The sequence below is a fragment of the Qipengyuania marincola genome (assembly GCF_029688625.1).
In the GTDB taxonomy this organism is placed as follows: domain Bacteria; phylum Pseudomonadota; class Alphaproteobacteria; order Sphingomonadales; family Sphingomonadaceae; genus Qipengyuania.
In genome coordinates this window covers 71,319-97,811 of sequence record NZ_JARULC010000001.1, presented here as the reverse complement: position 1 = coordinate 97,811, position 26,493 = coordinate 71,319, and the positions used below count along the sequence as shown (strand labels likewise).

Sequence of the window (26,493 nt, the reverse complement as noted above, 5' to 3'; positions counted from 1 at the left end):
CCCATTGCGGGGTTTCACCGAGGAAGGGCGGTCCCGACGGGCCGCCCTTTCCGTATGGGCCCGAATGGGTTACGCTCGTATCGCACGCAAGCGGAGAGCGCCGATGACCGATATCGCACGTAACAGCGGGACCCACTGGCGTTGGCTCGGATGGGGCACCCTCATCGCCGCGCTACTGATCCCGGCGATCGCCATGCAATTCTCGCAAGAGGTCGCCTGGGGACCGGGCGATTTCCTCGTCATGGGCATCCTGCTCGGCGCCGTCGGCTTCGGCATCGAGGCCGCCGTGCGGCTGTCGAATGCAATGCGCGTCCGCCTGCTCGTGACGGGCGCGATCCTTGCCGCGTTCCTGCTGGTCTGGGCCGAGCTGGCCGTGGGCCTGTTCGACTAGGTCGCGGCTAGTCGAGCCGGGCGTGCCCCCCGGTCGATCCGAAGCCACCGCTGCCGCGCGTCGTGGCGTCCAGCTCCTCGACTTCCTCCCATTCTGCCTGCGTGACCGGCGCAAGCACTAGCTGCGCGATGCGGTCACCGCGCGCGATGGCGAATGCCTCGCTGCCGTGGTTGATGAGGACGATCTTCAGTTCGCCGCGATAATCGCTGTCGATCGTGCCGGGCGTGTTCGGCACGCTGATGCCATGCTTGAGCGCGAGCCCCGAACGCGGGCGGACCTGAATTTCGTACCCGCCGGGGATTGCCATCGCGAGCCCGGTCGCAACCGCGTGGCGGGTGCCCGGTTCGAGCGTGACGTTTTCAGCGGCGACCACATCCATCCCCGCCGCACCATCGGTGGCATAGGCGGGCAGATCGAGGCCGTCTCCGTGGGGCAGGCGCTTGATCCGTACCCCGATGCGATCAGTCATTGTCCTCGTCACCCTCGCCATTGAGGGCTTCTGCTGCCATGCGGACAAGCTCGCGCGCAACCTCTTCCTTGGGCATTTCGGGCAGGCTTTCCACACCGCTGGAGGTGACGACGTGGACCTGGTTCATGTCGCCGCCCATCACGCTCTCGCCTTCGGAGAAGCTGACATTGTTGGCGATGATCCAGTCGGCGCCCTTGCGCTTCCGCTTGGACTTGGCGTTTTCGACCACGTTCTCGGTCTCGGCGGCGAAGCCCACCAGCAGCGGCGGGCGCTTGCGACCGGCGGCAACGCTGGCAAGAATATCGGGGTTCTCGGCGAGGATCAGTGCCGGCGGGGCGCTGCCGCGCTTCTTCATCTTCTCGCCGGCGACCGTGCGGCTCTTCCAGTCGGCGACGGCCGCCACCATGAAGGCGGCATCGGCCGGCAGGGCATTCTTCACCTCTTCCGCCATGTCCTCGGCAGTTTCGACGTCGATCCGGTCGACGCCCACCGGCGTCGGCAGGTGGACCGGTCCGGCAATCAGCGTGACGCGCGCACCCGCGGCCGCAGCCATGGCCGCGATGGCAAAGCCCTGCTTGCCGCTGGACCGGTTCGCGATGTAGCGCACCGGATCGATCGGCTCGCGCGTCGGGCCGGCGGTCACCAGCACATGCCGGCCGTAAAGCGGGCGATGCTCGGGATTGGGATCGAATTCCATCTGCCCGGCCAGGGGCGAATCCTCGAAGCTGACCGAAATCGACTGGCGATCGCCGTCGAGCGGTTGCGGCCGCGCCGTGGCGCCCTTGCGCGAAACCTCGTGGTTGATCGCCTCGGGATCGGTCGGCGGGGCGGATGCGGCCTTGCCCTTGGTCGCCAGCAATGGCCCGGCATCGGCCGGGTCGATCTGCGGCTCGGCATCGTCGAGATCGGGCTCCTGGGCCTCGTCGGCGAAATCTTCGGGCAGCTCGTCCACGCCAAGCGCATCGAGTTCCGCTTCGATGTCCTCATGCGTGCGCTGGCGCGTGCTGCGCGGAATGATCATCGACAGCAACCCGCCAAGGCCGCCGCCGGACTTTTCTATCTCTTCCTCGTCCTCGGGCTCGAGCGCCTCGACGTGATCTGCCGCTGCCTCGATCTCCTCGACATCATCCTCGCCCGCATCTGGCTGCGGCGCTGCCAGCTGCGCCGGGGCGGGAGCAGAGAGTTCGGGCACATCGATGTCGAGCTCGAGCTCCTCGGCGATCCGCGCCAGGATCGCTGCAGGTTCGGGCAGGCGACCGGGGCCGAATTCGCCGCAAGCCATCGGCCCTTCGTCGGGATCCATCACGCCGACGCCGGCCTGCCGCAGCCAGTCGGCATTGCGCTGGGTCGCCGAATGCTCCCACATTTTCACGTTCATCGCCGGCACGGTCAGCACCGGCTTGTCCGTCGCGAGGATCAGCGTAGTCGCCAGATCGTCGGCGATCCCTGCCGCCATCTTGGCCAGCAGGTCCGCAGTTGCCGGGCACACTACAACGAGGTCCGCCTCGCGGCTCAGCTGGATATGGCCCATTTCGACCTCGTCCTTGAGATCGAACAGCGAAGTATAGACCTTGTTCTCGCTGAGCGCGGCGAGCGCCATCGGGGTGACGAATTGCTGACCGCCTTCGGTCAGGACGCAGGTCACGCGCCCGCCCGCCTTGCGGATCATGCGGACCAGTTCGCAGGATTTGTAGGCCGCGATACCGCCGCCGATCACCAGCAGGATGTGCGGGCCGCTCACCTCGCCATGCCCATGGGTGGCAGGCCCGGCGTCCGTCCCGGCGCGAATTGGCGAATGCATTCCCATCGTGTCATCCAGCGCTTGCTAGCGCCCCCCGTTCTCCATGGCCAGCGCGTAGCGCGGACAGTTTGCGGGTTTACGCGTAGCCGCCTATGGTAAAAAAAGGGGAAACGGAGGGGCAGATGCATGTAATTTTGAGCGCGATCATCCTGGGGCTGGCCATCATCGATCTCGTGATCGGCACAGGCTTCTTCGTAAACCCGGCAAACTCGGGGGAAGATTTCGGCCTCTCGGTGGCGAGCACTCATGGCAGCTCGACGCTGCGGGGCGACATGACCGCATTCTTCTACGTCTCCGCCCTCTCGATGGGCTGGGGCGCATGGCGCAGGCGCGGCGACGTACTGCTACCGGCGCTCGGCCTGTTCACGATCGCCTTTGTGGGCCGCGCGGTCAATCTGGTCGCCGAAGGGCCCTATGACGGGTGGATCGTGCCGATGGCGGTAGAGGCGCTGCACATCATCGTGATCAGCCTTGCCATCAGGGCCTGGGGCTGGCCGGTTCGGTCGGCCTGAGGGAAATCGCTCAGCCGATCCAGCCCTGCGCACTGGCCAGCCAGCCGAGCAGGCCGCCCCCGACCGCGACGGCGAGATAGCCCAGCGCACCGCTTGAGCGCTCGCGCCGCGCGCGGCGTTCCCAGACGAGTTCGACATCCGGCAAGGGAGGCGGTTCCGGCGCGCCGCCCTTCGGCGGGAAGCGATCCTCGATCCGGCGGACGAGGTCCGGGATGCGCAGCAGCGTCTCCGTGTCGGTGCGGATGCGGTCGGCAATTGCGGCTTCCGGCCCCAGCTCGTCGCGGATCCAGCTGCGGACATAGGGCGCGCTGGTGTCCCACATGTTGATGCTGGGATTGAGCTGGGTGGCGATGCCCTCGACCATCACCATGGTCTTCTGGAGCAGCAGCAGATGCGGCTGCGTCTGCATATCGAAATCGCGCGTGATGGCGAACAGGCCGTCGAGCATCTGGCCGACGCTGAGTTCGCTCACCGGCTTGCCGCGCATCGGCTCGCCCACGGCGCGCAGTGCCGTCGCGAATTCATCGACATTGTGATAGCTGGGCACATATTGCGCCTCGAAGTGGATCTCGGCGACGCGGCGGTAATTGCCGGTGGTCAAACCGTAGAGGATTTCCGCCAGCCACATGCGCGCCTGCCGGTCGATCCGGCCCATGATGCCGAAATCGATCGCGGCGATCGTCCCGTCCGGTTTCACGAACAGGTTTCCCTGGTGCATGTCGGCATGGAAGAAACCGGCCGCGATCGCCTGTTTCAGGAAGGCGAGCACGAGGCGGCTGGCCAGCTCGTTCATGTCGAAACCCGCGGCGCGCAGAGCCTCGGTATCGCTGATCTTGATGCCATCGATCCAGTCGATCGTCATCACCCGCCCATTGGTGCGGTCCCAGTCGATGCCGGGGATCTCATATCCCTCGGTTCCGACCATGTGTTCGGCCAGTTCCGAAGCGCTGGCGGCTTCGCGCCTGAGGTCCAGTTCGCGATTGGTCCAGCGCTTGAAATTGGCGATGACGAGCCGCGGGCGCAGGCGTGCCGCCTCCCCACCCATCGCTTCGACATGGGCGGCGGCCCATTCGTAAGTGTCGATATCGCGCGCGAATTGTTCGCGCACGCCGGGGCGCAGCACCTTGACCGCGACCTGCCTGCCCTCGATCGTCACGGCGCGGTGGACCTGCGCGATCGACGCGGCGCCGACGGGCACGGGGTCGAATTCGGCGTAGAGGTTTTCCAGCGGCTGCTCGAAGCTTGCCTCGATACTGGCCTTGATCTTGTCGAAGCCGACCGGCGGGAGGTCGTCCTGCAACTTCAGCAGATTGCGCGCCGCATCCTCGCCTACGAGGTCCGGACGCGTCGCCAGGGTCTGGCCCAGCTTGATTGCCGCGGGGCCGATGTCGCGGAAAGCGCCCGCGTAATCGGGCTCGCGTGACTTCACGGTGCCGATACTGAAGATACCGATCAGGCGCTTGACCGGCACCGGCGTGTTGGGATCGTTCTGGATCCCGCGCAGGGCCCCGTGCCGCGCAAGAATGCGCGCCCACTTCCCGAGCCGGAGAATGTGAGTAAGCGGTCTCGCCACCCGCTAGACCTTCCACCCCGAATGGATGTTCACGGCGCCGCCGAGGATCGATTCCACCCGCGTATTCTCGAACCCCGCATTGCGGATCATCGCTTCGAATTCGGTCGGCTTCGGAAACCGGCGGATCGATTCGGCGAGATAGCGATAGCTGTCCTCGTCATTGGCGATCGCCTTGCCGATCTTGGGCATGAGCTGGTGCGAGTAGAGGTCGTAGACTTCCTTGAAGCCGGGCCAGTCGGTCTGACTGAACTCCATGCAGAAGAAGCGCCCGCCGAACTTGAGCACCCGGTGCGCTTCGCGCAGGGCCTTGTCGATGAAGGTCACGTTCCGGATGCCGAAGACGATGGTGTAGGCGTCGAGAATGCGGCTCGAGAAGGTAAGCTCCTCGGCGTTCTGGCGGCTCCACACCAGTCCGTCGATGCCCCGCTCCATCGCCCGCTCGATGCCGACGTCGAGCATGTCCTGATTGATGTCGCTGACTGTCACGCTCGCGCCCTTGGCCGCCATGCGGAAGGCGATGTCGCCCGTGCCGCCCGCCATGTCGAGGATCTCCTCGCCCGGCTGCGGCTTCACGCGCGCGACGAAGCGGTTCTTCCAGAGGCGGTGCATGCCGCCGGACATGGCATCGTTCATGATGTCGTATTTGGCGGCGACATTGGAAAAGACCTCGCCCACGCGGCCGGTTTTCTCGGTCGCGTCGATGTCTTCATAGCCGAAGGAAACGGTGTCGTTCATGGGCGTGTTCATAGGGAGGGGCCTTAGGGGGAATTGTGGCAGGCGCAAAGGGTGTTAGAGGGAGGGATATGCCAGAGCTTCCCGAAGTCGAAACAACGGTGCGCGGGCTTGCGCGGTTCCTCGAAGGCGAGACGATCACCCGTGTCACGGTCAACCGCCCCGACATGCGCCGCCCCTTCCCCGCCGGTCTGGTGCAGGCGCTGACCGGGGCGAGCGTCACGCATCTGACGCGCCGGGCGAAATACGGGCTCATCCACACGAGCCGCGACCATGCGATGGTATTCCACCTCGGCATGAGCGGGCGCTGGCGGATCGATCCCGAGGCCGACGACAAGCACGATCACCTGATTCTGGAGACCACGCGCAACCGCTTTGCGCTCAACGATCCGAGGCGCTTCGGTTCGGTCGATTTGATGACAACGCAAGAGCTGGTGACGTGGAAGCCTTTCGCCGCGCTGGGGCCGGAGCCGCTGGGCGATGCTCTTACCGCCGAACACCTGCGCGAGGCGACGCGCGGGCGCAAGCAGGCGATCAAGCTGCTCCTGCTCGACCAGCGGATCGTGGCGGGCCTCGGCAATATCTACGTGTGCGAGGCGCTGTGGCGCAGCGGGATCAACCCGCGAAAGGCCGGCGGCAAGGTGACCATGCCGCAGCTGCGCCGCCTCGTCCCGGCGATCCGCGAAGTGCTCGAACAGTCGATCCGCGACGGCGGCAGCACGTTACGCGATTTCGCCCAGCCCGACGGCAACCTCGGCTATTTCGCCACCCGCTTCCACGTCTACGGCCGCGAGGGCGAGGCCTGCCACCACGAGGACGGCGGCACCGTCAGGCGCATTGTGCAAGGCGGACGCAGCACGTGGTTTTGCCCGGTTTGTCAGAGGTAGAGATTCAGTCGGCTTTCAAATCTCGAAAGATGCTGAACTCGGCAACTTCCTTCCAACGGACTTCTTCAGGCCAGCTCCGCCTGCCTTTCCAAGTCGCCTCGAAAAGCCCATCGGGTTCGACGGCAGTCCCGTCGATGGCTATTTCACAGTTCACTCCGGTCAGAGTCGAGCGCATCCTGACTTCGAGGAGGCCGTCGCCTGTTACCGTTAGCCAATCCTCATCGAATGACCTGCGAAAGGCAAACCACTGGCCCGCAGCTTGAGCGACGTCCCCATTGACCACCAATCGCTCTTGGGCCCAGCCATACCAGCTGAATGCATTGTCAACGAAGATCTCGCTGTTCTCCAGTTGAAAACGCCAGCGCTGCCCGTGAAGTTTCAAACCGAGCTACCTCACAAATCCAGCGCCGCATACTCGCGCGGCGGAGGCAACCCTTCCATCTTCTCGGCGAGCAGCGGGCGGAAGCTCGGGCGGCTCTTGATCACCATGTACCAGTCGTGCGCCTGTTCGTGACCCTTCCAGTCCATTGCGCCGAGATATTCCACCACCGAAAGCTGCGCCGCGCAGGCGAGGTCGGCGAGGCTCAGCGTCGGCCCGGCCAGCCACTGGCGCGTGTCCACCAGCCAGTCGATATAGTCGAGGTGGCCGTGCAGCAGGCGGCCCATCTGGCGCAGCACCTGCGCATCGGGCGACTGGCGCAGTACAATGCGCTTCTTCATCTTCTCGTGCAGCGCGGGCGCGGTGACGTCGGCATAGAGATTCTCGTCGAACAGCGCGACCAGCCGGCGGATTTCCGCGCGTTGCAGCGCCGATCCGTTGATCATCGGATTGCGGTCGACCGTCTCTTCCAGCAGCTCGCAGATCGCGCGGCTGTCGGCGAGCGCGATGCGGCGGCCCGGATCGTGGAGCACGGGCGTGCGGCCCGCCGGGTTCAGCTGCCAGAATTCGTCGCGCCCTTCCCACGGGTTCTCGCGCACCAGCTCAAAGGCGACGTTCTTCTCGCTCATGAGCAGGCGCAGCTTGCGACTGAAAGGACACAGGGGGAACTGGTAGAGCTGCCACATCGGTCAGCCGCTCATGCACCAGTGCGACTCGCGCGTCCACCACAGCGGCGCGCGAAAGCATTAAATTTCCAGTGGATCGGGCGCGGTCTAGTCTCTGGGAAGAGCGTCGCGCAGGCGATCGGCCATGTCGCGCAAGGCCGGCGCCATGTCGGAAAGCCCCTCGGCCAGGCCGCCCATCGCCTGCATCGCCCGCGGCACGACGACGGCGACTTCCTCGCTCACGCGGCCCGCATCGGGTGCGACCTTGCGCAGGGTGAGGTCGGGATCGATGTCCTCGGCCCTTTCGCCCGCCATGTCGGCAGCAGCCTGCGCCAGCGGCGCGATGGGCAAGTCGAGCAGCACTTCGGTCATGGTCTGCAGCATCAGCGCCATTTCGCGCTGGCGCACGGGATCGCGCAGTTCGCCGGCCATGCCGCTAAGCGCGCGGTCGTCCATCGTCGGCTCGTCCAGCGGAACCGCGTCGTAATCCTGCGCGGCGGCAGGAACAGAGATTGCTGCAAGCGCCGCGGCAGCGGCGACAATTGGGCTACGCATCGGTCGAATCCCCGAAATACCTCAAGTTGTCCGAGGAGTAAGCGTGCCGCGGTGACCCGAAGCTGAACGCCGCAATCAGAGACCCGAAGCGTCGAGCAGCATGAGGCAGGACGGCATCATTGCCTCTCGTGCCTCGCGCCCTTCCTGCTGCATCGTCTGCAGGGTCGCGTAGGTCAGGCCATTGGCCTGTTCGCGGGTCAGGTCGTGGGCGTCCATCAGGCCGGCCATCGTGCGCACGAAGAACTCGCGACCGCGCGGATCCATGGCGGGATAGGCTGCGGCGCGCTCGTCGCCCTCCGCCTGTTCCTTCGCGACCATGCCGAAGGCAACGCCGCAGCGCAGGCTGGTGACCTGGTCGATCGACAATTGCGGCAAAGTGGTCGGCGCGGCGGCCGGCGCATCCTGCGCGGCAAGAGGGAGCGAAGCGGCGGCGAGGCCCAGGGCAAGAAGGAGTTTTGTCATGCGCCGCCCCTAAGGTACGCAGCCTGAATAGCAAGCAACGATCCTTGCGGGTGCTTCGGCCTTTGCCTAGTCCCGCTGGCGAACAGGAGATGTCCCATGAAAACCCGTGCCGCCGTAGCTTTCGAACCGAAACAGCCGCTCGAGATCGTCGAGCTCGACCTCGAAGGCCCCAAGGTGGGGGAGGTGCTGGTGGAGATCATGGCGACCGGCATCTGCCACACCGACGCCTATACGCTGGATGGCCATGACAGCGAGGGGATCTTCCCCAGCGTGCTGGGCCATGAAGGCTGCGGCGTGGTGCGCGAGGTGGGTGCGGGCGTCACCAGCGTAAAGCCGGGCGACCACGTGATCCCGCTCTACACGCCCGAATGTCGCCAGTGCAAAATGTGCCTGTCGGGCAAAACGAACCTGTGCAGCGCGATCCGCGCGACTCAGGGGCAAGGGTTGATGCCCGACGGCACCACGCGCTTTTCCTACAATGGCAAGCCGATCTATCACTACATGGGCTGTTCGACCTTCTCGAACTTCACCGTGCTGCCAGAGATCGCGGTCGCCAAGATCCGCGAGGACGCGCCCTTCGACACCACCTGCTACATCGGCTGCGGCGTAACCACCGGCGTCGGTGCAGTGACCAATACGGCAAAGGTCCAGCCGGGCGACAATGTCGTCGTCTTCGGGCTTGGCGGAATCGGGCTCAATGTCATTCAGGGCGCAAAACTGGCGGGCGCCGACCGCATCGTGGGCGTCGACATCAACCCTTCCAAGAAGGAATGGGGCGAGAAGTTCGGCATGACCGATTTCGTCAATCCTAAGGAGACGAAGGACGTCGTCGCCCATCTCGTCGAATTGCTGGACGGCGGGGCGGATTACAGCTTCGATTGCACCGGCAATGTGGACGTGATGCGCGACGCGCTGGAATGCTGCCACAAGGGCTGGGGCACCAGCATCATCATCGGCGTGGCCGAGGCGGGCAAGGAGATCAGCACCCGACCCTTCCAGCTCGTCACGGGGCGCAACTGGCGCGGCACGGCCTTCGGCGGGGCCAAGGGCCGGACCGACGTGCCGAAGATCGTCGACTGGTACATGAACGGCAAGATTGCCATCGACCCGATGATCACCCATCGCCTCAGCCTCGAGGAGATCAACAAGGGTTTCGACCTGATGCACGCGGGCGAAAGCATCCGCGCCGTGGTGGTCTATTGATCGCGCGGCGCGCCGGTCCGATAAGGTAGCGAATCGAAACGCAAAGGAGAGGCGGGAATGTTCAATCACATCATGATCGGCACCAACGATATCGAGAAGTCGAAGGCGTTCTACGAGAAGGTCCTCGGCGTGCTGGGCGCGCAGGGGGCGATGGAGAACACCACCGACAGCGGCACCAAGCGCGTCTTCTTCATGCATGATGGCAATGTCTTCGCCCTCAGCCAGCCGATCGATGGCGAACCGGCAACCTGCGCCAATGGCATGACCATCGGCTTTCGCTGCAATTCGCCCGAGCAGGTGAAGGAACTGCACGATGTCGCGGTAGCCAATGGCGGCACCAGCATCGAAGACCCGCCGGGCCTGCGCGAGAGCACGATGGGTGCGATGCACCTCAGCTATTTCCGCGACCTCGACGGGCACAAGATCTGCGGGATCCACCGGCCGAGTTAAGCCGCTACTTCATATCGTCCCGAACAGGGGTGCTTTGGGCGCAGCGGTTCTTGGCCGGCTGCGCCCTTCGCGTAAGGGCGGGCCGAACAGACTATACGACAGGAATTTCCCGCATGCCGCTCGACTATCTTTCGCAGAACAGGGCCTTTGAGGGTGAGCAATTCGTCTGCTCGCACCAGTCGCGCGAGACCGGGACTGAGATGACCTTCTCGGTCTATGTCCCCCCGCACATGCCCGGGATCAAGCTACCGGTGCTGTGGTACCTTTCAGGCCTCACCTGCACGCATGAAAACGTCACCGAGAAGGGCGAATATCGCCGCGCCTGTGCCGAACATGGCATCGTCTTCGTCGCGCCCGACACCAGCCCGCGCGGGGAGGATGTGCCCGACGCATCGGACGAATACGACTTCGGCAAAGGTGCCGGCTTCTATGTCGATGCGACGCAGGAACCGTGGGCGAAGCACTACCGGATGCGTAGCTATATCGAGCAGGAACTGCCCGAGGTGATTGCGGCGGAGTTTCCGGTCGACCTGGAGCGCCAGTCGATTACCGGCCATTCGATGGGCGGCCACGGCGCGCTGACCATCGGCTTGCGCAATCCCGACCGCTTCCGCTCGGTCAGCGCCTTCAGCCCGATCGTCACGCCGAGCCAGGTGCCTTGGGGAGAAAAGGCGCTCGGTCGCTATCTCGGCGAGGACCGCGCGGCGTGGCGCGAATACGATGCGGTCGCGCTGATCGAGGACGGCGCGCGGCTCGACCATCTGCTGGTCGATCAAGGCACAGCGGACAATTTCCTCGAGGAGCAGCTCAAGACCGGCGCCCTCTCGATGGCCTGCGCCAAGGCCGGTATGAGCCCCGAAATCCGCATGCAGCAGGGCTACGACCACTCCTACTACTTCATCTCCACCTTCATGGCCGAGCATGTGGCGTGGCATGCAGCGCGGTTGGGGGCCTAGCGGCTAAGTTCGAAGACGGCGAACTCCGCGCGGCCGTTGGCTCCCGCTCGGCCCAACTGCCGTTCTCCTGCAAAGAACCATTCGCGTTCGATCCGCGCGCCCTTTTCCTTCGCGAGGTCGCGGAAATCCTTTACCGTCACGTGGTGGATGTTCTGCGTTGCGTACCAGCTGACGGGAATCGCGCGCGTCACGGGCATGCGGCCGCCGAACATCAGCGCGGCGCGGGTGCGCCAATGGGCGAAGTTGGGGAAGGAGACGAAGGCGCGGCGGCCGACGCGCAGCAGCTCGTCGAGCATGCGGTCGGGCCGCGCGGCCGTCTGCAAAGTCTGGCTGAGGATCGCGTAGTCGAAGCCCTTGTCGGGATAGTCGGCGAGGTCGCGGTCGGCATCGCCCTGCACCACGCTGAGGCCCTGGCTGACGCAGCGTTCGACACAGCGTGCGTCGATCTCGATCCCGCGCACGTCGCATTGCTTGGCGCTGAGGGCGAGCATCAGTGCGCCATCGCCGCAGCCGATATCGAGCGCCCGGCTACCGGGCGCGACGTGGCTGGCGATCACCGCAAGGTCGGGCCGCAAGCTCATCCGAGGAACCCCCCGATCACGCGGTCGAGCGCGGGCACATCGAGCAGGAAGCTGTCGTGGCCGTGCGGGGCGGAAAGCTCGACGAAGCTCACCGCCGCGCCCGCCGCGTTGAGCGCGTGGACCACGTGGCGGCTCTCCGCCGTGGGATAGAGCCAGTCGGAATCGAAGCTGACGAGGCAGAAACGCGCGCTCGTGCCTGCGAAGGCATCGCCCAGCTTGCCACCGTGCTCTTCCGCGAGGTCGAAATAGTCCATCGCGCGGGTGATGTAGAGGTAGCTGTTTGCATCGAAGCGCTGGGTGAAGCCGCTGCCCTGGTAGCGCAGGTAACTCTCGACCTGGAAATCGGCATCGAAGCCGAAGCTCTTCGCCTCCCGGTCCTGCAGGTTGCGCCCGAATTTCTCGGTCAGCGCCTCTTCGGAAAGATAGGTGATATGCGCTGCCATGCGCGCCACGGCGAGCCCGCTGTCGGGTGCTTCGCTGCCATAATAGTCGCCCTGGTTCCAGCGCGGATCGGCCATCACCGCTTGCCGCCCGAGTTCGTGGAAGGCGATGTTCTGCGCCGAATGGCGGCTGGTGGAGGCGATCACGAGAACCCGCGCCGCGCGCTCTGGCCAGTTGGCCGCGAGGCTCAGCGCCTGCATCCCGCCCATCGATCCGCCGACCACCGCGTGCAGCCGCTGGATGCCCAATGCATCGAGCAGGCCGACGTGGGCGCGGACCATGTCGCGGATGGTGATGACGGGAAAGCGCATGGCATAGGGCGCACCGTCAGACGCCTCGCTCGCCGGGCCGGTCGAGCCCATGCAACTGCCGATGACATTGGCGCAGATGACGTGGAAGCGCTCGGTATCGATCGGCTTTCCGGGGCCGACCATCCGCTCCCACCAGCCGGGCTTGCCGGTGATCGGGTGGGGGGAGGCGACATACTGGTCGCCGGTCAGCGCATGACACAGCAGGATCGCGTTCGACCGGTCCTCGTTCAGCGCCCCATAGGTCTCGTAAGCCACCTCCACCCGCGCCAGCTCGCCCCCGCCGTCGAGGGGCAGCGGTGCGGGCAGGACCAGCGTTTTCGAGGTAGGGTTCAAATCGGACCTTTGGACGAAACAATCAAACCCTGCCTCTAACCGCAAGGCTGGCGCTTGTCGAAGGGGCGATATTCTTTCATGCGACAAAGCCGAACATGGCAGACAAACCGACCCTCAAACCGTGGATCGAAGCGATCCATGCCTATGTGCCCGGCAAGTCGAAGGCTGCCGATGGCCGCCCGCTGGTCAAACTGTCGGCCAACGAGAACCCGCTCGGCTGCAGCCCCAATGTGATCGAGGCGCTTGCTGGCGGGCAACAGCCGAACCTCTATCCCGATCCCGACGCCACGCAATTGCGCGAAACCATCGGCAAGCTCCACGGCATCGACCCGGCGCGGATCGTGTGCGGCACGGGCTCGGGCGAATGCCTTCACGGCGCGGTGCAGGCCTTTGCCGGGCCGGGCGACGAAGTGCTGTTCTCGCGCTATTCCTTCTCGCTCTACCCGCTGCTCGCCCACAAGGTCGGGGCCGAGGTGGTGCTGGCGGAGGACGCCGACTACGCACCCGACGTCGACAAGCTGCTCGCCGCCGTGACCGAGCGCACGCGGGTCGTGCTGCTCGACAATCCGAACAATCCCATCGGCACCTTCCTGCCGCGCGCCGAGGTCGAACGCCTGCATGCCGGCCTGCCGAAGGACGTGCTGCTGGTGGTCGACCAGGCCTATGCCGAATTCCTGCCACAAGGCGTGGACGACGGCGGCATGGATCTCGCCGCGCGGCACGACAACGTGCTGGTCACCCGCACCTTCGCCAAGGCCTATGGCATCGCGGGCGAGCGGGTGGGCTGGGCGACCGGCGCGCCGCATCTGGTCGACGCGCTCAACCGGTTGCGCGGAGCCTTCAACGTGACCGCGAGCGGGCAGCGCGCAGCCCTAGCTGCCCTGTCCGACCAGGACTTCGTCGCCCAGTCGCGCGAGGCCAATGCCGCCGCGCGTACACGCTTCGTCGAACAGGTCGAGGCGTTCGGCAACCACGGCCTGCGCGCCCTGCCGAGCGAGGCGAATTTCGTGCTGGTCGTCTTCGAAGGCGACCTCGCGGCCACCACCGCATTGGACGCGATTGCCGAGGCTGGATACGCTGTGCGCCACCTGCCCGGACAGGGTCTGCCGCAAGCTCTGCGGATCACCGTTGGCACCGAAGCGCAAATGGATGATATCGCCGCCGTGCTGCGCGAGCTGTGCGGGACCTCCGCATGAGCGTCGAGCGCGTCGCAATCATCGGCCTCGGACTGATCGGAGGGTCGGTCGGTCTCGCCGCACGGCAAATGCTGCCGAACATAGCGACCACCGGCTGGGACGCGAGCGAGGAGGTCCGCCGCCGCGCCGCGACACGCGGACTTGTCGGCACGGTCTGCGAGACCGCTGCCGAGGCGGTGCGCCAGGCCGATCTGGTTATCCTCTGCGTGCCCGTGGGCGCGATGGGCGCGGCGGCCGAAGCCATTGCGCATGCCCTGCCCGAAGGCGCAATCGTCAGCGATGTCGGCTCATCGAAGCGCAGCGTCGGCGAGGCCATCGCAAGGGCGCTGCCCGGCGCGACCGTTATCCCTGCCCATCCCGTCGCGGGCACCGAGAAGAGCGGTCCCGACGCGGGCTTTCCCGAACTGTTCCGCCATCGCTGGTGCATCGTCACCCCGCCCGAAGGTGCACCCGAGGTGGCGGTCGCCGACGTCTCCGCCTTCTGGGAGGGCCTCGGCGCGAAGGTCGAGATCATGGACCCGGCGCATCACGACGTCGTCCTCGCGGTGACCAGCCACATCCCGCATCTCATCGCCTACACTATCGTCGGCACCGCCAGCGACCTCGAGGACGTGACCCGCGGCGAGGTAATCAAATATTCCGCCGGGGGCTTCCGCGATTTCACCCGCATCGCCGCCAGCGACCCGACCATGTGGCGCGACGTCTTCCTGACCAATCGCGACGCGGTGCTGGAAGTCCTCGGCCGCTTCACCGAAGATCTCACCGCCCTCCAGCGCGCCATCCGTAATGGCGATGGCGACACGTTGTTCGAACTGTTCGAGCGAACGCGCACGATCCGCCGCTCGATCATCGAGGAAGGGCAGGACGACGCGCGGCCCGACTTCGGGCGTGGCGACCACTAGCGTCTAGTCGGACCCCTTCCCGACCTGCGCGAGCAATTGCTGCGCCCGCGACAGATGCGGTCGGTCGAGCATGCCGCCTTTCCAGCCGATCGTGCCCGCACCCGGATTGGCAGCGAAAATCGCGACGATCTCCTCGGCTTCGGCAATGTCCTCCTCACTCGGGGTGAAGGCCTCGTTGATCACCTCGACCTGCGCAGGATGAATCGCCAGCATGCCCTTGAACCCGGCGCGACGGACGCTCTCGGCGCGGCTCTTCAGCCCCTCGGTATCACGGAAATCCGCCTGGATCGTCTCGATTGCCGGGATACCTGCCGCCGAAGCGCCCAGCAGGCACAGGCTGCGCGCCAGTTCGTAGGTGAAGGCGAAGCTGCCGTCAGGATTTCGATTGCTCTGCGCACCGATGCTGTCGGCCAGGTCCTCTGCGCCCCAGGTCATGGCAATGAGCCGCGGCGCGCCCTTGAAGTCGCCCGCGTGGAACATGCTCTCGGCCACCTCGGTCACCAGCACGATCACCGGCGTCGAGCCGATCTCGATCTCGTTCGCCGCTTCCAGCGCGGAGAGATATTTGTCGAGCGTCTCGACGTCCTGTCGGCCATAGGCCTTGGGTAGCATGATCCCGCCCGGCCGGCCCGGCATCACCGCGGCGAGGTCATGGAGCGTATAGGGCCCGTCGAGCGGATTGACGCGCACGAAGATGCGCTCGCGCTGATCGGGATGCGCGTCGAGATAATCGCGGATTAGGCCGCGCGCCGCCGGTTTGTTCTCCGGCGCGACCGCATCCTCCAGGTCGAAGATCACGATATCGGCATCGCCATCCGCGGCCTTGCCCATCTTCTTCTCGCTGTCGCCCGGCGCGAACAGCCATGACCGCATCTTCATCGCGAAAACCTCTCTCCCAGAGTGCGTTCCTCCAGCACACTGTTTGCACCCGTTTTTCAACCCGCGACACGTTTTCGCCCCCACCCGAACTTCGCGCTTGTCCACGCGGCGCCGATCTGCTGCGCTACCTGCAATGATCGAAAAGCGGCTCTTCGAAATCCTGCCTGACGGCCGCAAGGTGCATTGCTGGCGATTGTCCAGCAGCGATGGCGCCGGCCTGACCGTGATGGACCTCGGCGCGACCATTCTCTCGCTCGAGGTGCCGGACCGCGACGGCGCTCTGGCCAATGTCGTACTCGGCTATGATCGCGCCGAAACCTATCTCGACGATCCGCATTACCTCGGCGCGGTGATCGGACGCTTTGCAAACCGGATCGCGGGCGGCCGTTTCACGCTCGATGGAACCGAGCACCGCCTCGCCGTCAACGACCCGCCCAACGCGCTGCATGGGGGCGTGACCGGCTTCGACAAGCGCCTGTGGCACGGCAACGCGCGCACGACAGACGAAGGCGAAAGCGTGTGCTTCACTTTGGTGAGCGAGGATGGCGACCAGGGCTATCCAGGCACACTCGAGGCCAGTGTCCGCTATACGTGGACGCAGGATCATCGCCTGCTGGTTGAATATGCTGCCGCGGCAGATGCGCCGACCCCGTTCAATCCGACCCAGCACAGCTACTGGAATTTGTCCGGTGCAAGCTCGCCCGACGTGCTCGACCACCTGCTGACGATCGCTGCCGGCTGCTACCTGCCGGTGGATACCAATCTCATCCCCACCGGCGAATTCGCGAGCGTGAGCGCCAGCCCATTCGATTTTCGCGAAGCCAGACCGATCGGACGCGATATCGAGGCAGCGCACCCGCAACTCGAAATCGGTAGCGGCTACGACCATTGCTTCGTGCTCGACGGTTCCGGCTTCCGCCAAGCGGCCACCCTCGCCGACCTGGCGAGCGGTCGCCGCATGACCGTACATACCGATATGCCTGGCATGCAACTCTATTCCGGCAATTTTCTGGGTCCCGTAGCAAACGGCCGGGGCGAGGAGACCCTCCGGCGCCGCAGCGCGGTGGCGCTGGAGACGCAATTCTTCCCCGACAGCCCGAACCAGCCGCACTTCCCCGACGCCATCCTGCGCCCGGGCGAGCGCTTCGCCAGCCGCACGGTCAATGCCTTCGATGTAGTTGATAATTGATCGGAAAGATGGTGCCCAGAAGAGGCATCACATTCGAACTTCTTTTCCGTTTAATTTCTGATGTTTAGATATTTCGGTCAAGCTGAAAAGCCCGCAAAAGGCCCGCAAAATCCCTCTAATGTATTGGTTCGATGCCTTTTTTAGGACTCGGAATTTCAATTTCAAACTTGACCGCGGAGTAGGTCGTTATCCGCTTTGCGCTCCAATCTCCGCTATTCTACGGGCTGCGCGCTCTGCCCGGAAGCAGTCATCCGTTCGGTTTACTTTAAATCATCGATATTCGTTCCAGCTTCTCTTCTTTTTGGCCGATAGTCTGGGAGGGGAGGATTTGATGTAATTCCCTCAACCTGAATATCTTCGATTTTTTCACTGAGAGGAGCAAGTTCGCGACTAAGCTCGCGAAGGTCCGTTTCACCTTCAACCAAAGAATCTTCGACCGCCGGAATGCCACTCCTTATCTGGGAAAGTTTGTTTTCAGCGTTCTGCACCCCCTCCCTGAATTGGCGAAGGCGTCGTTGCGCGATAGCAGAAGCGCTCCGCCCTGAGATCCGCCGATCTGCATCTCGAAGATTATTTCCCCATCCACCAACCCTTTGCCCTAAGTCTAACAATCTTCCTTTTGTTGAGGCCAATCGTTCGTCCCAACCTTCGGCGTCCGATGCGAGTGCGGCCGTCGTGACTCGAAGCCGGACAAGATCGGAGGTGATCACCCGTTGCTTTTCTGGCTCCAGTCCTTCGTTCAGAGCGCGAATGCTATTTGCCACGGTCTCTACAGTGGCGGTCGCATCCCTCCCCAATAGTCCGGTTTCGTCCGCGGCGGGAATGATCTTTTTTCCTGACTTGTCGGTGTAAATGCCCTGACGACCCCGTCGGCCCTCGAGCACGAGCGCAGCCTCTCCAGTTATCAGATCCGTGCTGATTGTCGCTTCAAGGCCGTGGACTTTCGCCGCAGAAGGATCGAGAGTCAGAACAACGACCACGTTTTCCGGTTCATTTTCCGCCAGACGGACCGATGTTACCTGTCCCACAGGGACTCCCGATAGTGTTACAGTCGATCCCGACTGAAGGCCTTCCACGGAGCGATCAAACTTGATCTGATATGTTTCCTGATTTGGTCTGGGATCGATTAGCCACATCGCGAAAGCGATGGTCGTAAGCATCAGAATGCCAACGATCCACGCCACTAGGGAGAAGTTTGCGTTAGTTTCCATCTAGCACGCCGCCAGCGGTTTGTTCGTCCGGCAGAGGGCCGGTGCAATGAAAGTTCGCGTCCCGCATGCTCCATTCGGTTGTCCGCTATAGAACATGACCGAGGTTCGTCCCCTGGCGCAATCGCCACGAGCGGGGCATCCGGGCGCGTCGAATGTGTTTTGGTTTGAGATCGGCCTAGTCCCAACACGGGCGTGATGCCGCCCCGCCCGTGGCGACCGAATATTGCTATGACTTGCGCAAGCCGCGTCCGGTCACTCAAGCGCGAAGGCGTCATGTCTTCCAGGCCGCTGCTGGAGGATGTGATTTCAAGTCTCCTGGCGATGTCCGTCTGGTTCAGGGCAGGAGCTCTGATGAGCTGCGCCAACACACGCCACTGCGTACGATTGAGGCTCAGCGGCTGTGCTCGGTCATCGAATGCCTTGCGCGCGGCGCGGCTGATCTGGTCCATCATGAAGATCGCTCGATCATCGTGGGTGATGACATTGTCGAGTGCGAGAGTGCCCTCATCTTCTGGCATGAGACATTCCTATCGATCGGAGAAAAATAGTAAAGGACTTTCGCATTTTGTTTTGGCCGCTATATCGCTCGCGCAGCGGCTCAAACGATGGCGAGGAGCGAAATAATCATGGCGGACGAGACAGCAGGGGCTAGCGATGAAGGCGCACGTCCGACGGGGTTGTCCAGTCCGCGGGTCCGGCTGGGTCTGCTGATCGCCGGCATTCTGGTCCTGCTCGCCGGGAGCTACTGGTATTACAATCATCAGACGTACGGCAGATTCCAGCAGTCCACCGACAACGCTTATATTGCCGCCGACAGCGTCATCATCTCCCCCAAAATTGCGGGCTACGTCGAGCGCGTATTAGTGACGGAGAATCAAACGGTCGCGTCGGGCGATGCGCTTGTCCAGCTGGACGTGCGAGATTATCGTGCCCAAACGAACCAGGTCGAAGCCCAGATCGCCGCGTCGCTCGCCGGAGCAGATACGGTACGCGCCCAGCAACAAGAGCAGGACGCGGCAATTGCCCAGGCCCGTGCACAGCTCGCAGCAGCATCTGCACAGGCTGGTCTCGCTGCTGAGCAGGTTGTCCGGTACCGCCCCCTTGCCGCTTCGGGAGCGGAGCCGCGCGAGAGGCTCGATCAGCTGGAGGCCCAGGCCAGAGAAGCGCAGGCTCAAGTCGCGGCAGCGCGCGCCGCGCTCACGGCGGCACAGCGCCGACAGAACACGCTTAGCGAGCAGATAGACCAGGCCAATTCGCAAGCCAACGCCGCTCGTGCGCAACTCGAGGCCGCCCGTCTGAACCTGTCATCGACCACGCTCCAGGCCAGTATTTCCGGGCGGGTGGGTGACCTCACGGTCCGACCTGGACAATTTGTCCAGCCTGGCCAACGCCTTATGAGCCTCGTACCGACCGACCGCCTCTACGTGACAGCAAATTTCAAGGAAACGCAGCTCGGACTTGTCCGCCCGGGGCAACCCGTCACCTTGGAAATCGACGCGCTGCCGGACCTCGAGCTATCAGGAAGAGTGGAAAGCATCGCCCCCGGGACCGGGGCAGAATTCTCGATCCTACCTCCGCAAAACGCGACGGGTAATTTCACCAAGATCGTTCAGCGCGTCCCGGTGCGCATATCCATTCAGGCTTCGCCCGAGATCCTGCGTCTGCTGGTGCCGGGCATGTCTGTTGTCGCGAGTGTCGATACGCGCGCCGCTAGAGACCAACTCGATTCGATCCGCAACGCGGCCGGAGACTGACCGATGGCAGGCGCCGCTGCAGCGGTTTCGCCGCCGGTCGAAAAGGCCGATGCTACGGCCTGGATCGCCGTAGCCGCCGGTGCGCTGGGGGCGATGCTGGCAACGCTTGACATCTCGATCGTCAATTCGGCGCTGCCGACGATCCAGGGGGAAATCGGCGCGACCGGAACCGAAGGCACCTGGATCGCGACAGCCTTCCTTGTTGCCGAGATCATCATCATCCCTCTGAGCGCGTGGCTGGAAAGACTGCTCGGCCTTCGCACGCTGCTCATCGTCGCGGTTTCTGCCTTCACGGCCTTTTCGGTGTTGTGCGGCATTGCCACCGATCTGACGACGATGATCATCGGTCGCACCGGTCAAGGGTTCATGGGCGGCGCGCTTATTCCAACCGCTATGACCATCGTCGCAAAGCGACTGCCTCCATCGCAACAGCCGATTGGCATGGCGCTCTTCGGAATGACCGTGGTTCTTGGGCCGGTAATGGGCCCGTTGGTGGGGGGCTGGCTTACCGAGAACCTGAGCTGGCACTACGCCTTCTTCGTCAACGTGCCCGTCTGCGCGTTGCTCCTTGCTTTACTATTCATCGGGCTACCCCATGAAAAGCCCGACTGGGTTTACCTGCGCGAGGCTGATTGGGCGGGAATAGCTGGTATGATCCTTGGGTTGGGTGGGCTGACCATCGTTCTGGAAGAAGGCCACCGCGAGGAGTGGTTCGATTCCACGCTGATCGTCCAGCTCACACTGATGACGGTCGTGGGTTTTGCACTTCTGACCTACGGACAGCTTTACGCGCGCAAACCCGTGCTCAAATTGCGCCTGATGCTCAGCAGGCAGTTTGCCAGCGTCGTGGTGATGGCACTGGCGCTTGGCATGGTCATGTATGGCTCGACCTACGTGATCCCGCAATTTCTCGCGATAATTTCCGATTATAATGCCTTGCAGACCGGACTTGTGATCTTCTGGATGGGCGTTCCGGCTTTCCTGTTGATGCCCGTTCTCCCGTTCATGATCCGCAGGATTCACATCCGCATTGCGGTCGGCGCGGGCATGTTCATCATGGCGCTAAGCTGTTTCGTCAGCATAAATCTGACAGCGGAATCGGGAGGTGGAGTGTTCACCGAAAGCCAGTTCCTGCGTGGCATCGGCATGATCCTCACGATGATGTTCCTCAACCAGGCGACGGTAGCTTCGGTTGCCAAGGAGGATGCCGGCGATGCTTCGGGCATCTTCAACGCGGCGCGAAACCTCGGGGGCTCGTTCGCGCTCGCGGGGCTTGCCTCGTTCCAGGATCAGCGCCAGTGGCATCATAGTCGACGCATGGAAGAAACCCTCAACGCTAACAGCCCCCGGCTACAGGAATACCTGGACGGCATGACGGCGTCGCTGGGCAGCCCACAGGCCGCGCTGGAGATGCTTTCCGGCATCATTCAGCGCGATGCGTTCGTGATGACCTACAACGATGTCTTTTTCGCCATGGGCGCGATTACCCTGGTCACGGTGCCGCTGGTACTGTTCCTCAAGCCTCTCCCGAAGAACTTATCCCTTTCGATGCACTGAGAACTCTATGCGCAAGACCCTAACCCTCCTCGCTCCCATGGCGCTCCTCGCGGGTTGCATGTCCGGTCCCGACTATGCCGGTCCCCCGCAACTTGCGACCGCCGCAGGCAATGCGTTCGTACGCGCCGGCCCCGAAATCGATCCGTTTGCGCCGATTGCCGGCGACTGGTGGACGCTGCTCGGCGATCCGGTTCTCAATGAACTGGAGGCGCGCGCGCTGGTCGGCAATCCGGGCGTGGCCGCGGCGCGCGCTCGCATCGAACAGGCAAGGGCTTCTGTCCGCCAGGAGCGCGCCAACCGGCTACCCGCCGTGGCTGCGCAGGCGACTGCGGTCCAGGCGAATATCCCAGGGCTAGATATCGGCAGTGGCCCGCCCCCGGGATCGCCCGGCGCTCCTGCAGACACCGAAGAGCAGGACAGCCTCAGCGTCTACAACGTCGGGCTCAATGCAAACTGGGAGATCGATTTCGCTGGGGGGCAGGCACGGCGTGTCGAGGCCATTAACGCTCAGGCTGCGGCCTCGGTGGCGAACGCCGAGGATGCGAAAGTCCAGCTCGCCGCCGAAATCGCGCGGGCGTATGTGAGCCTGCGAGAAGCGCAAGGGCGGCTCGAGCTTGTCCAGCGAGAGCGCGACTTGCAGCAGCAAATTCTCGAACTGACCTATCAGCGCTATACACAGGGCGCTCTCGCGCTGTTCCCGGTCGGTAACGCGAACGCCGAGCTCGAACTGCTCAAGTCGCAGATCGCGGAAGCTCAAGCGGACATCGATGTATTCAAAGACACGCTCGCGGTGCTGACGGGCGAAGCGCCCGGCGCACTCGACGGGCTCCTGGCGGCTCAGGCCGAAATTCCGCTTCCCCCCGAACGGGTCGCGGTGGGCGATCCCGCAGCGCTAATAGCGCGGCGGCCGGATGTTCGAGCCGCCGAACGCATGCTGGCCGCGGCGAATGCGCGCATTGGCGTGGCAGAGGCTGCTCGCTTCCCCAAGATTTCCTTCATGGGGATTCTCGGTTTGGGCGGATCGGAGCCCGACGACATCCTGGACCCGGGCAACTTATCGGCAATCGCTTTGCCGCGGCTGCAGTGGAACCTGCTTGATTTCGGCCGCACGGCAGCATCGATCGATCAGGCCGAGAGTGCGCGCGACGAGGCCGAAGCGCGCTATCTTGAAGTGGTCCTGGGCGCACTACGCGACGCCGAACAATCGCTTGCTCGGTTCGGGCAACAAAGAGCCAACGTAGCCGCGCTGGCGCAGATCAGTCGGCAGGCCGACACGGCTGCGGAGCTTAACGAGCAACGCCGCGCCGCGGGGGTAATCTCGCAAGGCGAACTCAACACTTCGATCCGCAAGCGCGAACAGGCCAGAGCAAATCTCGATCGGGCGATCGCCGCCATGACAAATGGCTGGATCGCGATCCAGAAGTCGCTTGGGTTGGGATGGGTCGAATTGTCTCGCGACAATCGCACGTCGGTTGAGCCAGCTCCGGTCGATCGAAAATCAGTTATGAAACCTGAACAGAGTTAGGATAAGTTTTCTCAGAAGTCTGCCCCGCAGCCCCTTCCAACTTTTCCTAGCGCGTCAGCACCTCGTGCACTGCGACCCAATCTTGGATCATAGGGGTCAGCATGTTTCCGCCTTTCGCAGAGTGCGTTTGCCAGTATCACCATCGGATATCCCGATTGCACTATTCGGTGACTCTTCATTGTCGTTTCTATGTAAGGCCTTAAGCTTTCCGCGAGCATCTCGTAGCGACATCAACGAGCGATCGTACAGGCATTTCGAGTGCAGCTCGCATTTGGCCGGTTCGATGACCGCCTCGTCGGTAGGCTTACGAGGCGGTCATCGAGCATTACGCCGCTCTGGAAAAGCTATAAAGTCATGGGTCGAAATACGAACTAGCTGGCACTGTCCGTTCGGGTCGTTGGGAGGACCACCGATCTCCCCGCCAACACGATCTGGACCTGTTAGAAACTGAACCCCAAAGCAACACCATATCTACGAGGATCCAAAGTGTAGATATTGGTAAAATTCCCCGAGGATGCGTCGGTCAAGTACAATCCTGTCACCGAGCTGCTGTCGAAAATGTTCTGAACAAATCCGCGCACGAACCAACGCTCATCCGCACTGTTCAACTGCACGATCGCGTTGGCTTGCACGAATGGCTCGATCCGGTTGACCCTGCCGTTAAAGATATTGCCGTATTGCTCACCAGTCAGCGCTACGTCCACGCGAGGGACCAGAGTCATGCCATTGTCGAAAGTGGCGGTGTACTGCACACCCATCGAAACCTTCATTTCGGGGGCCTGCGGCAACTTGTTCCCTTTTATGTTGACCTCTACGCCAGGGCTTAATACCGCAAGGCCGCTGCCCGCCGGAACGGCTCCGGCCAAGACATCGCAAATGCTGAATGCGCCGCTTGACGCAAGATTGCCGTCATTAGGAAATTCTTCGGGACCACGAAGACCCAGAGCTGCGTTCACTCCGGCGACGAATGCGTCGGCCACGCCGGGGGCTGGCCCGGTTACGGCACAATTAGCACCGTTGCTGATATCCTTGATGATGACGGCATCAGGATCGCCGCCACCCGGGTCGCGCGGATTGGAGAAGAACTGGTCGCCGGCAACTTCCGCGTTGAGATAACTGAACGTCAAGTTGACAAGCCAATCGGGATCGGGCCGGATAACGGACTCTAGTTCCACACCCCAGATATCGGCATCGATAGTATCATTAACTGAGGTACGGGCGACGATGCGGCTAAGCTGCAACCCGCTATACTTATAGTAGAATGCAGTAGCGTTTAATTGCAGTGCGCCATTCGCAAAGGTATTTTTCGATCCGATTTCAAATGCGTCGATGGTTTCTGATCCGAAGCTTTCAGCCACATCGAAAACGGGCGAAAGGGGCGGGTTGATACCCCCGGATTTATAGCCCCTGGCATAAGATGCGTAAATCGAATTGTCAGGCGTAACTTCGTAGTCGAGCACCGCACGCCCGGTTATTTCATCGAAACCTACTTCTCTAAATTGCGTGAGCTGCTCACCTGGCGTACCAGGATCGGCATCAAAAAGACCAGAGGGACCGGTTAAGGGAGTGATCGGGCTGTCGAACGGCTCCCCGTCATTCGCGTAAGGATTGAGGAAGCTAATCAAGGTCGTGCGCGCAGTCACGTCTTTCTTGTCGTCGTTATACCGCAAACCTCCGGTGAAGGTCAGACGCTCGGTCAGGTCGACGTAGATCTCCCCGAACACACCGAAGCTCTCAAGATTAGCCTCGAGAGAATTGTTGCGGTACATGGATGTTGCGAAGTAGGATGGCGGTGCACCGCCTGCCAAAGTACCAAACGATCCCAGAATGGCACTGGCGTAGTCAAGCGCGAATGAGTTTACATAGTAACTGTTGTCGGTAGTCTTGGACTTTGCATAGATCCCTCCGAGCAGGAAATTGAATGCTCCGTCGAAATCACTGGAAAGGAGTATTTCGCCGCTCCAGGATTCGCGTTGCTCTGAAGACCTGTCGAAGGATAGCGGCGTTTCGCCGCACAATACATTACCTTCGAACGCGCCCCTGTTCCCATCATCGTTATCGGAGGTGCACAATACGCCCCCTGGGCCATTGGGGATGAGAGCCTCCACAATCGGGGTAAAATACGCCGACGAACCTGGCACGAACGCCGGTGCAGGTGCGGGGAGGCCGGTAGGCAAACCGTTGGCCGCGAAGCCGGACAACACGTTCAAGGCCGTAGCAAAGCCGGTACGATCCTGAATGCCCAGAAAGTAGTCCTGCCGGGAATCGACTTCGGTGTCCTGATAAAGACCGGTTGCAGTCAGTGTCATAGCTCCGATGCGCTGCTCGAGACGGGCCTGTAGCTGCACTTCATCGGCAAAATAGAATGGAGTATACGCCGTGTTTACCGTGCGCACATCGTCGGGCTTATCGAATCCTGCAAATGCATCGGGGCCGTACAGGCTTCCCAATCCCAGTACTGAGGGAATTCCCTGAATAGCGAAGAACTCTTGCGAACTGAGCGTTGCGCCGACTGTGGAATTGGCATTGGTGATGTCAAAGTCGCGGCGATTGTTCAGACAACCCAGCACGCCGAGCGGGTCACGCTGGCAGGCCTGCTTTTGATTACGTAAACGGGTGTCATCTTCCCTGAAATAATATGCCATGAAGTCGAGAGTGGTATCGGCACCGGGTTCAAAACGAAGAGAACCACGAACAGCGTACATGTCTCGGTCGTCGACATCCGAATTGTCGAAAAGGTTTGTGGTGTAACCGTCGCGATTCAGAAAGAATCCGGCTACCCGAACGCCGATAGAATCGCCGATCGGGACATTGACCATCCCTTCGGCCTTGATGCTGTTGTAATTCCCATATTCGAACTCTCCGGCCGCGCCGAAAGAACCGAGGTCAGGCTTGGCTGTCACAAGGTTGACAACACCCGAGGTAGCGTTGCGGCCGAAGAGGGTGCCCTGCGGCCCCCGTAGGACCTCAATTCGCTCAAGGTCAAAATATTCTGTTTCGAACAGCCGGGTACCAAAAAGAGGGGAACCATTGATATGGATAGCCGTCGCTGCGTCACACGTCACACCAACACAAAGATCGCCGATACCACGGATGGTGAAGGACGACCCGGTGAAGTTGCCCTTCGAGAATGAGACGTTCGGGAGCGTCAATTGAAGGTCAGCAGCGTTTTCGATCTGCTGGCTTTCGAGAGCCGTAGCATCGAAGGCACTGACCGCGATCGGCACCTCTTGCAGACTTTGAGATTGGCGTTGGGCCGTCACGATGATTACGGATCCTTGGGGTTCCGCCTCATCAGTTGTGGAATCCTGCGCTAAAGCCATCTGCGGCCAAGCCAAGATGGCCGAAGTGGCGAGCACCATCGCTCTCAGTGTCATATAGCATCCCTTCCCATCTCTTCAGTGCGACGATAATTGGCTCCGCCGCTTACTGCAAAATGGGGCGACCTCGAGGGTCGCCCCTTAGTCTGTGGAGAGGAGAGGGAGAGAATTAGCCCAATCCCCGTCCATGGGCATATACATCCGCGTGATATTAGTAAAGCGCCTTATCTTTTGACCCCATGGGCCACGATCCAGATCG

The 26,493-nt window shown here is 62.7% G+C and carries 26 protein-coding genes; 12 read left to right on the top strand and 14 right to left on the bottom strand.

Annotation, left to right across the window (positions count from 1 at the left end):
* The first annotated feature begins 103 nt into the window (after positions 1-103).
* Positions 104-391 (top strand): hypothetical protein, encoded by a 288-nt coding sequence (locus tag P8Q88_RS00520; protein ID WP_278321882.1) that lies wholly within the window; start codon positions 104-106, stop codon positions 389-391.
* A 7-nt stretch (positions 392-398) separates the two neighbouring features.
* On the opposite strand, the gene dut is transcribed toward P8Q88_RS00520, so the two are convergent.
* Both dut and P8Q88_RS00510 read right to left on the bottom strand, forming a co-directional pair.
* Entirely contained in the window at positions 399-860 is a 462-nt protein-coding gene (dut, locus tag P8Q88_RS00515) for a dUTP diphosphatase (protein WP_278321881.1), read from the bottom strand.
* Positions 853-2,661, bottom strand: coding sequence for a bifunctional phosphopantothenoylcysteine decarboxylase/phosphopantothenate synthase (locus tag P8Q88_RS00510; protein ID WP_278321880.1), 1,809 nt, complete (start codon positions 2,659-2,661; stop codon positions 853-855). The genes dut and P8Q88_RS00510 overlap by 8 nt, the downstream gene beginning before the upstream one ends.
* Positions 2,662-2,783: 122 nt before the next feature.
* Here P8Q88_RS00510 and P8Q88_RS00505 point away from each other — a divergent pair, with 122 nt between their 5' ends.
* Positions 2,784-3,173, top strand: a complete 390-nt coding sequence (locus P8Q88_RS00505) for a hypothetical protein (protein ID WP_278321879.1) — start codon at positions 2,784-2,786, stop codon at positions 3,171-3,173.
* A 10-nt stretch (positions 3,174-3,183) separates the two neighbouring features.
* Here the strand turns inward: P8Q88_RS00505 and ubiB are convergent, their stop codons facing one another.
* Complete coding sequence (gene ubiB / locus P8Q88_RS00500; RefSeq protein ID WP_278321878.1) at positions 3,184-4,746, bottom strand: 2-polyprenylphenol 6-hydroxylase; 1,563 nt, start codon at positions 4,744-4,746, stop codon at positions 3,184-3,186.
* A gap of 3 nt (positions 4,747-4,749) precedes the next feature.
* Positions 4,750-5,481, bottom strand: coding sequence for a class I SAM-dependent methyltransferase (locus tag P8Q88_RS00495; protein WP_278321877.1), 732 nt, complete (start codon positions 5,479-5,481; stop codon positions 4,750-4,752).
* Positions 5,482-5,549: 68 nt separating this feature from the next.
* Between P8Q88_RS00495 and mutM the strand changes: the two genes are divergently transcribed.
* A complete protein-coding gene (mutM, locus tag P8Q88_RS00490; RefSeq protein WP_278321876.1) occupies positions 5,550-6,365 on the top strand; it encodes a bifunctional DNA-formamidopyrimidine glycosylase/DNA-(apurinic or apyrimidinic site) lyase in 816 nt (271 codons plus the stop codon).
* A 4-nt stretch (positions 6,366-6,369) separates the two neighbouring features.
* Here the strand turns inward: mutM and P8Q88_RS00485 are convergent, their stop codons facing one another.
* The 4 genes from P8Q88_RS00485 to P8Q88_RS00470 all read right to left on the bottom strand — a co-directional run bounded on the left by P8Q88_RS00485 (position 6,370) and on the right by P8Q88_RS00470 (position 8,426).
* Positions 6,370-6,747, bottom strand: a complete 378-nt coding sequence (locus tag P8Q88_RS00485; RefSeq protein ID WP_278321875.1) for a hypothetical protein — start codon at positions 6,745-6,747, stop codon at positions 6,370-6,372.
* Positions 6,748-6,758: 11 nt separating this feature from the next.
* The gene (locus P8Q88_RS00480; protein ID WP_278321874.1) at positions 6,759-7,430 is read right to left on the bottom strand and encodes a glutathione S-transferase family protein; all 672 of its coding nucleotides are present in this window, start codon (positions 7,428-7,430) and stop codon (positions 6,759-6,761) included.
* 87 nt (positions 7,431-7,517) lie between these two features.
* The gene (locus P8Q88_RS00475; protein ID WP_278321873.1) at positions 7,518-7,964 is read right to left on the bottom strand and encodes a hypothetical protein; all 447 of its coding nucleotides are present in this window, start codon (positions 7,962-7,964) and stop codon (positions 7,518-7,520) included.
* Positions 7,965-8,039: 75 nt separating this feature from the next.
* A complete protein-coding gene (locus P8Q88_RS00470) occupies positions 8,040-8,426 on the bottom strand; it encodes a hypothetical protein (protein ID WP_278321872.1) in 387 nt (128 codons plus the stop codon).
* Between the two features lie 96 nt (positions 8,427-8,522).
* On the opposite strand from P8Q88_RS00470, the gene P8Q88_RS00465 reads away from it, so the two are divergent.
* From P8Q88_RS00465 to fghA, 3 genes are all read left to right on the top strand, one after another.
* Entirely contained in the window at positions 8,523-9,629 is a 1,107-nt protein-coding gene (locus P8Q88_RS00465) for an S-(hydroxymethyl)glutathione dehydrogenase/class III alcohol dehydrogenase (RefSeq protein WP_278321871.1), read from the top strand.
* Between the two features lie 57 nt (positions 9,630-9,686).
* Positions 9,687-10,079, top strand: coding sequence for a VOC family protein (locus P8Q88_RS00460; protein WP_278321870.1), 393 nt, complete (start codon positions 9,687-9,689; stop codon positions 10,077-10,079).
* Positions 10,080-10,192: 113 nt separating this feature from the next.
* On the top strand, positions 10,193-11,035 hold the full coding sequence (gene fghA / locus P8Q88_RS00455) for an S-formylglutathione hydrolase (protein ID WP_278321869.1): 843 nt from the start codon (positions 10,193-10,195) through the stop codon (positions 11,033-11,035).
* Here the strand turns inward: fghA and metW are convergent.
* Together metW and metX are read right to left on the bottom strand one after the other, a co-directional pair.
* On the bottom strand, positions 11,032-11,616 hold the full coding sequence (metW, locus tag P8Q88_RS00450) for a methionine biosynthesis protein MetW (RefSeq protein ID WP_278321868.1): 585 nt from the start codon (positions 11,614-11,616) through the stop codon (positions 11,032-11,034). The two genes, fghA and metW, sit on opposite strands and share 4 nt — an antisense overlap.
* Complete coding sequence (metX, locus tag P8Q88_RS00445) at positions 11,613-12,701, bottom strand: homoserine O-acetyltransferase MetX (protein ID WP_278321867.1); 1,089 nt, start codon at positions 12,699-12,701, stop codon at positions 11,613-11,615. The genes metW and metX overlap by 4 nt, the downstream gene beginning before the upstream one ends.
* A 95-nt stretch (positions 12,702-12,796) precedes the next feature.
* On the opposite strand from metX, the gene hisC reads away from it, so the two are divergent.
* Complete coding sequence (gene hisC, locus P8Q88_RS00440) at positions 12,797-13,897, top strand: histidinol-phosphate transaminase (RefSeq protein WP_278321866.1); 1,101 nt, start codon at positions 12,797-12,799, stop codon at positions 13,895-13,897.
* Positions 13,894-14,799 (top strand): prephenate/arogenate dehydrogenase family protein, encoded by a 906-nt coding sequence (locus P8Q88_RS00435; protein ID WP_278321865.1) that lies wholly within the window; start codon positions 13,894-13,896, stop codon positions 14,797-14,799. The genes hisC and P8Q88_RS00435 overlap by 4 nt, the downstream gene beginning before the upstream one ends.
* 3 nt (positions 14,800-14,802) lie before the next feature.
* Here P8Q88_RS00435 and P8Q88_RS00430 read toward each other — a convergent pair whose 3' ends face one another.
* Entirely contained in the window at positions 14,803-15,678 is an 876-nt protein-coding gene (locus P8Q88_RS00430; RefSeq protein WP_278321864.1) for an HpcH/HpaI aldolase/citrate lyase family protein, read from the bottom strand.
* A 133-nt stretch (positions 15,679-15,811) separates the two neighbouring features.
* On the opposite strand from P8Q88_RS00430, the gene P8Q88_RS00425 reads away from it, so the two are divergent.
* On the top strand, positions 15,812-16,867 hold the full coding sequence (locus tag P8Q88_RS00425) for an aldose epimerase family protein (protein ID WP_278321863.1): 1,056 nt from the start codon (positions 15,812-15,814) through the stop codon (positions 16,865-16,867).
* A 260-nt stretch (positions 16,868-17,127) separates the two neighbouring features.
* On the opposite strand, the gene P8Q88_RS00420 is transcribed toward P8Q88_RS00425, so the two are convergent.
* On the bottom strand, positions 17,128-18,027 hold the full coding sequence (locus P8Q88_RS00420) for an MlaD family protein (RefSeq protein ID WP_082850750.1): 900 nt from the start codon (positions 18,025-18,027) through the stop codon (positions 17,128-17,130).
* Positions 18,028-18,050: 23 nt separating this feature from the next.
* Positions 18,051-18,527, bottom strand: a complete 477-nt coding sequence (locus P8Q88_RS15040; RefSeq protein ID WP_225082872.1) for a MarR family transcriptional regulator — start codon at positions 18,525-18,527, stop codon at positions 18,051-18,053.
* Between the two features lie 177 nt (positions 18,528-18,704).
* On the opposite strand from P8Q88_RS15040, the gene P8Q88_RS00410 reads away from it, so the two are divergent.
* Genes P8Q88_RS00410 through P8Q88_RS00400 form a run of 3 tightly spaced genes read left to right on the top strand, consistent with a single transcriptional unit; the run spans position 18,705 to position 22,914 of the window.
* On the top strand, positions 18,705-19,832 hold the full coding sequence (locus P8Q88_RS00410; RefSeq protein ID WP_278321862.1) for an HlyD family secretion protein: 1,128 nt from the start codon (positions 18,705-18,707) through the stop codon (positions 19,830-19,832).
* Between the two features lie 3 nt (positions 19,833-19,835).
* Positions 19,836-21,389 carry a DHA2 family efflux MFS transporter permease subunit gene (locus P8Q88_RS00405; RefSeq protein WP_006834177.1) on the top strand — a complete coding sequence of 518 codons (1,554 nt, stop codon included), beginning with the start codon at positions 19,836-19,838 and terminating at the stop codon, positions 21,387-21,389.
* A gap of 37 nt (positions 21,390-21,426) precedes the next feature.
* A complete protein-coding gene (locus tag P8Q88_RS00400) occupies positions 21,427-22,914 on the top strand; it encodes an efflux transporter outer membrane subunit (RefSeq protein WP_006834178.1) in 1,488 nt (495 codons plus the stop codon).
* 440 nt (positions 22,915-23,354) lie between these two features.
* Here the strand turns inward: P8Q88_RS00400 and P8Q88_RS00395 are convergent, their stop codons facing one another.
* A complete protein-coding gene (locus tag P8Q88_RS00395; RefSeq protein WP_041685421.1) occupies positions 23,355-26,291 on the bottom strand; it encodes a TonB-dependent receptor in 2,937 nt (978 codons plus the stop codon).
* Between the last annotated feature and the right edge of the window lie 202 nt (positions 26,292-26,493).

What these genes read in the sequence shown, in the direction of transcription:
- P8Q88_RS15040 (WP_225082872.1), bottom strand. Translation starts at nt 18,527, where the DNA reads ATGGACCAGATCAGCCGCGCCGCGCGCAAGGCATTCGATGACCGAGCA.
- metW (WP_278321868.1), bottom strand. Translation starts at nt 11,616, where the DNA reads ATGAGCTTGCGGCCCGACCTTGCGGTGATCGCCAGCCACGTCGCGCCC.
- P8Q88_RS00520 (WP_278321882.1), top strand. Translation starts at nt 104, where the DNA reads ATGACCGATATCGCACGTAACAGCGGGACCCACTGGCGTTGGCTCGGA.
- P8Q88_RS00470 (WP_278321872.1), bottom strand. Translation starts at nt 8,426, where the DNA reads ATGACAAAACTCCTTCTTGCCCTGGGCCTCGCCGCCGCTTCGCTCCCT.
- P8Q88_RS00495 (WP_278321877.1), bottom strand. Translation starts at nt 5,481, where the DNA reads ATGAACGACACCGTTTCCTTCGGCTATGAAGACATCGACGCGACCGAG.
- P8Q88_RS00430 (WP_278321864.1), bottom strand. Translation starts at nt 15,678, where the DNA reads ATGAAGATGCGGTCATGGCTGTTCGCGCCGGGCGACAGCGAGAAGAAG.
- P8Q88_RS00410 (WP_278321862.1), top strand. Translation starts at nt 18,705, where the DNA reads ATGGCGGACGAGACAGCAGGGGCTAGCGATGAAGGCGCACGTCCGACG.
- P8Q88_RS00480 (WP_278321874.1), bottom strand. Translation starts at nt 7,430, where the DNA reads ATGTGGCAGCTCTACCAGTTCCCCCTGTGTCCTTTCAGTCGCAAGCTG.
- P8Q88_RS00460 (WP_278321870.1), top strand. Translation starts at nt 9,687, where the DNA reads ATGTTCAATCACATCATGATCGGCACCAACGATATCGAGAAGTCGAAG.
- dut (WP_278321881.1), bottom strand. Translation starts at nt 860, where the DNA reads ATGACTGATCGCATCGGGGTACGGATCAAGCGCCTGCCCCACGGAGAC.
- P8Q88_RS00505 (WP_278321879.1), top strand. Translation starts at nt 2,784, where the DNA reads ATGCATGTAATTTTGAGCGCGATCATCCTGGGGCTGGCCATCATCGAT.
- P8Q88_RS00405 (WP_006834177.1), top strand. Translation starts at nt 19,836, where the DNA reads ATGGCAGGCGCCGCTGCAGCGGTTTCGCCGCCGGTCGAAAAGGCCGAT.
- P8Q88_RS00435 (WP_278321865.1), top strand. Translation starts at nt 13,894, where the DNA reads ATGAGCGTCGAGCGCGTCGCAATCATCGGCCTCGGACTGATCGGAGGG.
- P8Q88_RS00400 (WP_006834178.1), top strand. Translation starts at nt 21,427, where the DNA reads ATGGCGCTCCTCGCGGGTTGCATGTCCGGTCCCGACTATGCCGGTCCC.
- hisC (WP_278321866.1), top strand. Translation starts at nt 12,797, where the DNA reads ATGGCAGACAAACCGACCCTCAAACCGTGGATCGAAGCGATCCATGCC.
- P8Q88_RS00395 (WP_041685421.1), bottom strand. Translation starts at nt 26,291, where the DNA reads ATGACACTGAGAGCGATGGTGCTCGCCACTTCGGCCATCTTGGCTTGG.
- P8Q88_RS00465 (WP_278321871.1), top strand. Translation starts at nt 8,523, where the DNA reads ATGAAAACCCGTGCCGCCGTAGCTTTCGAACCGAAACAGCCGCTCGAG.
- mutM (WP_278321876.1), top strand. Translation starts at nt 5,550, where the DNA reads ATGCCAGAGCTTCCCGAAGTCGAAACAACGGTGCGCGGGCTTGCGCGG.
- P8Q88_RS00425 (WP_278321863.1), top strand. Translation starts at nt 15,812, where the DNA reads ATGATCGAAAAGCGGCTCTTCGAAATCCTGCCTGACGGCCGCAAGGTG.
- P8Q88_RS00510 (WP_278321880.1), bottom strand. Translation starts at nt 2,661, where the DNA reads ATGCATTCGCCAATTCGCGCCGGGACGGACGCCGGGCCTGCCACCCAT.
- fghA (WP_278321869.1), top strand. Translation starts at nt 10,193, where the DNA reads ATGCCGCTCGACTATCTTTCGCAGAACAGGGCCTTTGAGGGTGAGCAA.
- P8Q88_RS00420 (WP_082850750.1), bottom strand. Translation starts at nt 18,027, where the DNA reads ATGCTTACGACCATCGCTTTCGCGATGTGGCTAATCGATCCCAGACCA.
- P8Q88_RS00475 (WP_278321873.1), bottom strand. Translation starts at nt 7,964, where the DNA reads ATGCGTAGCCCAATTGTCGCCGCTGCCGCGGCGCTTGCAGCAATCTCT.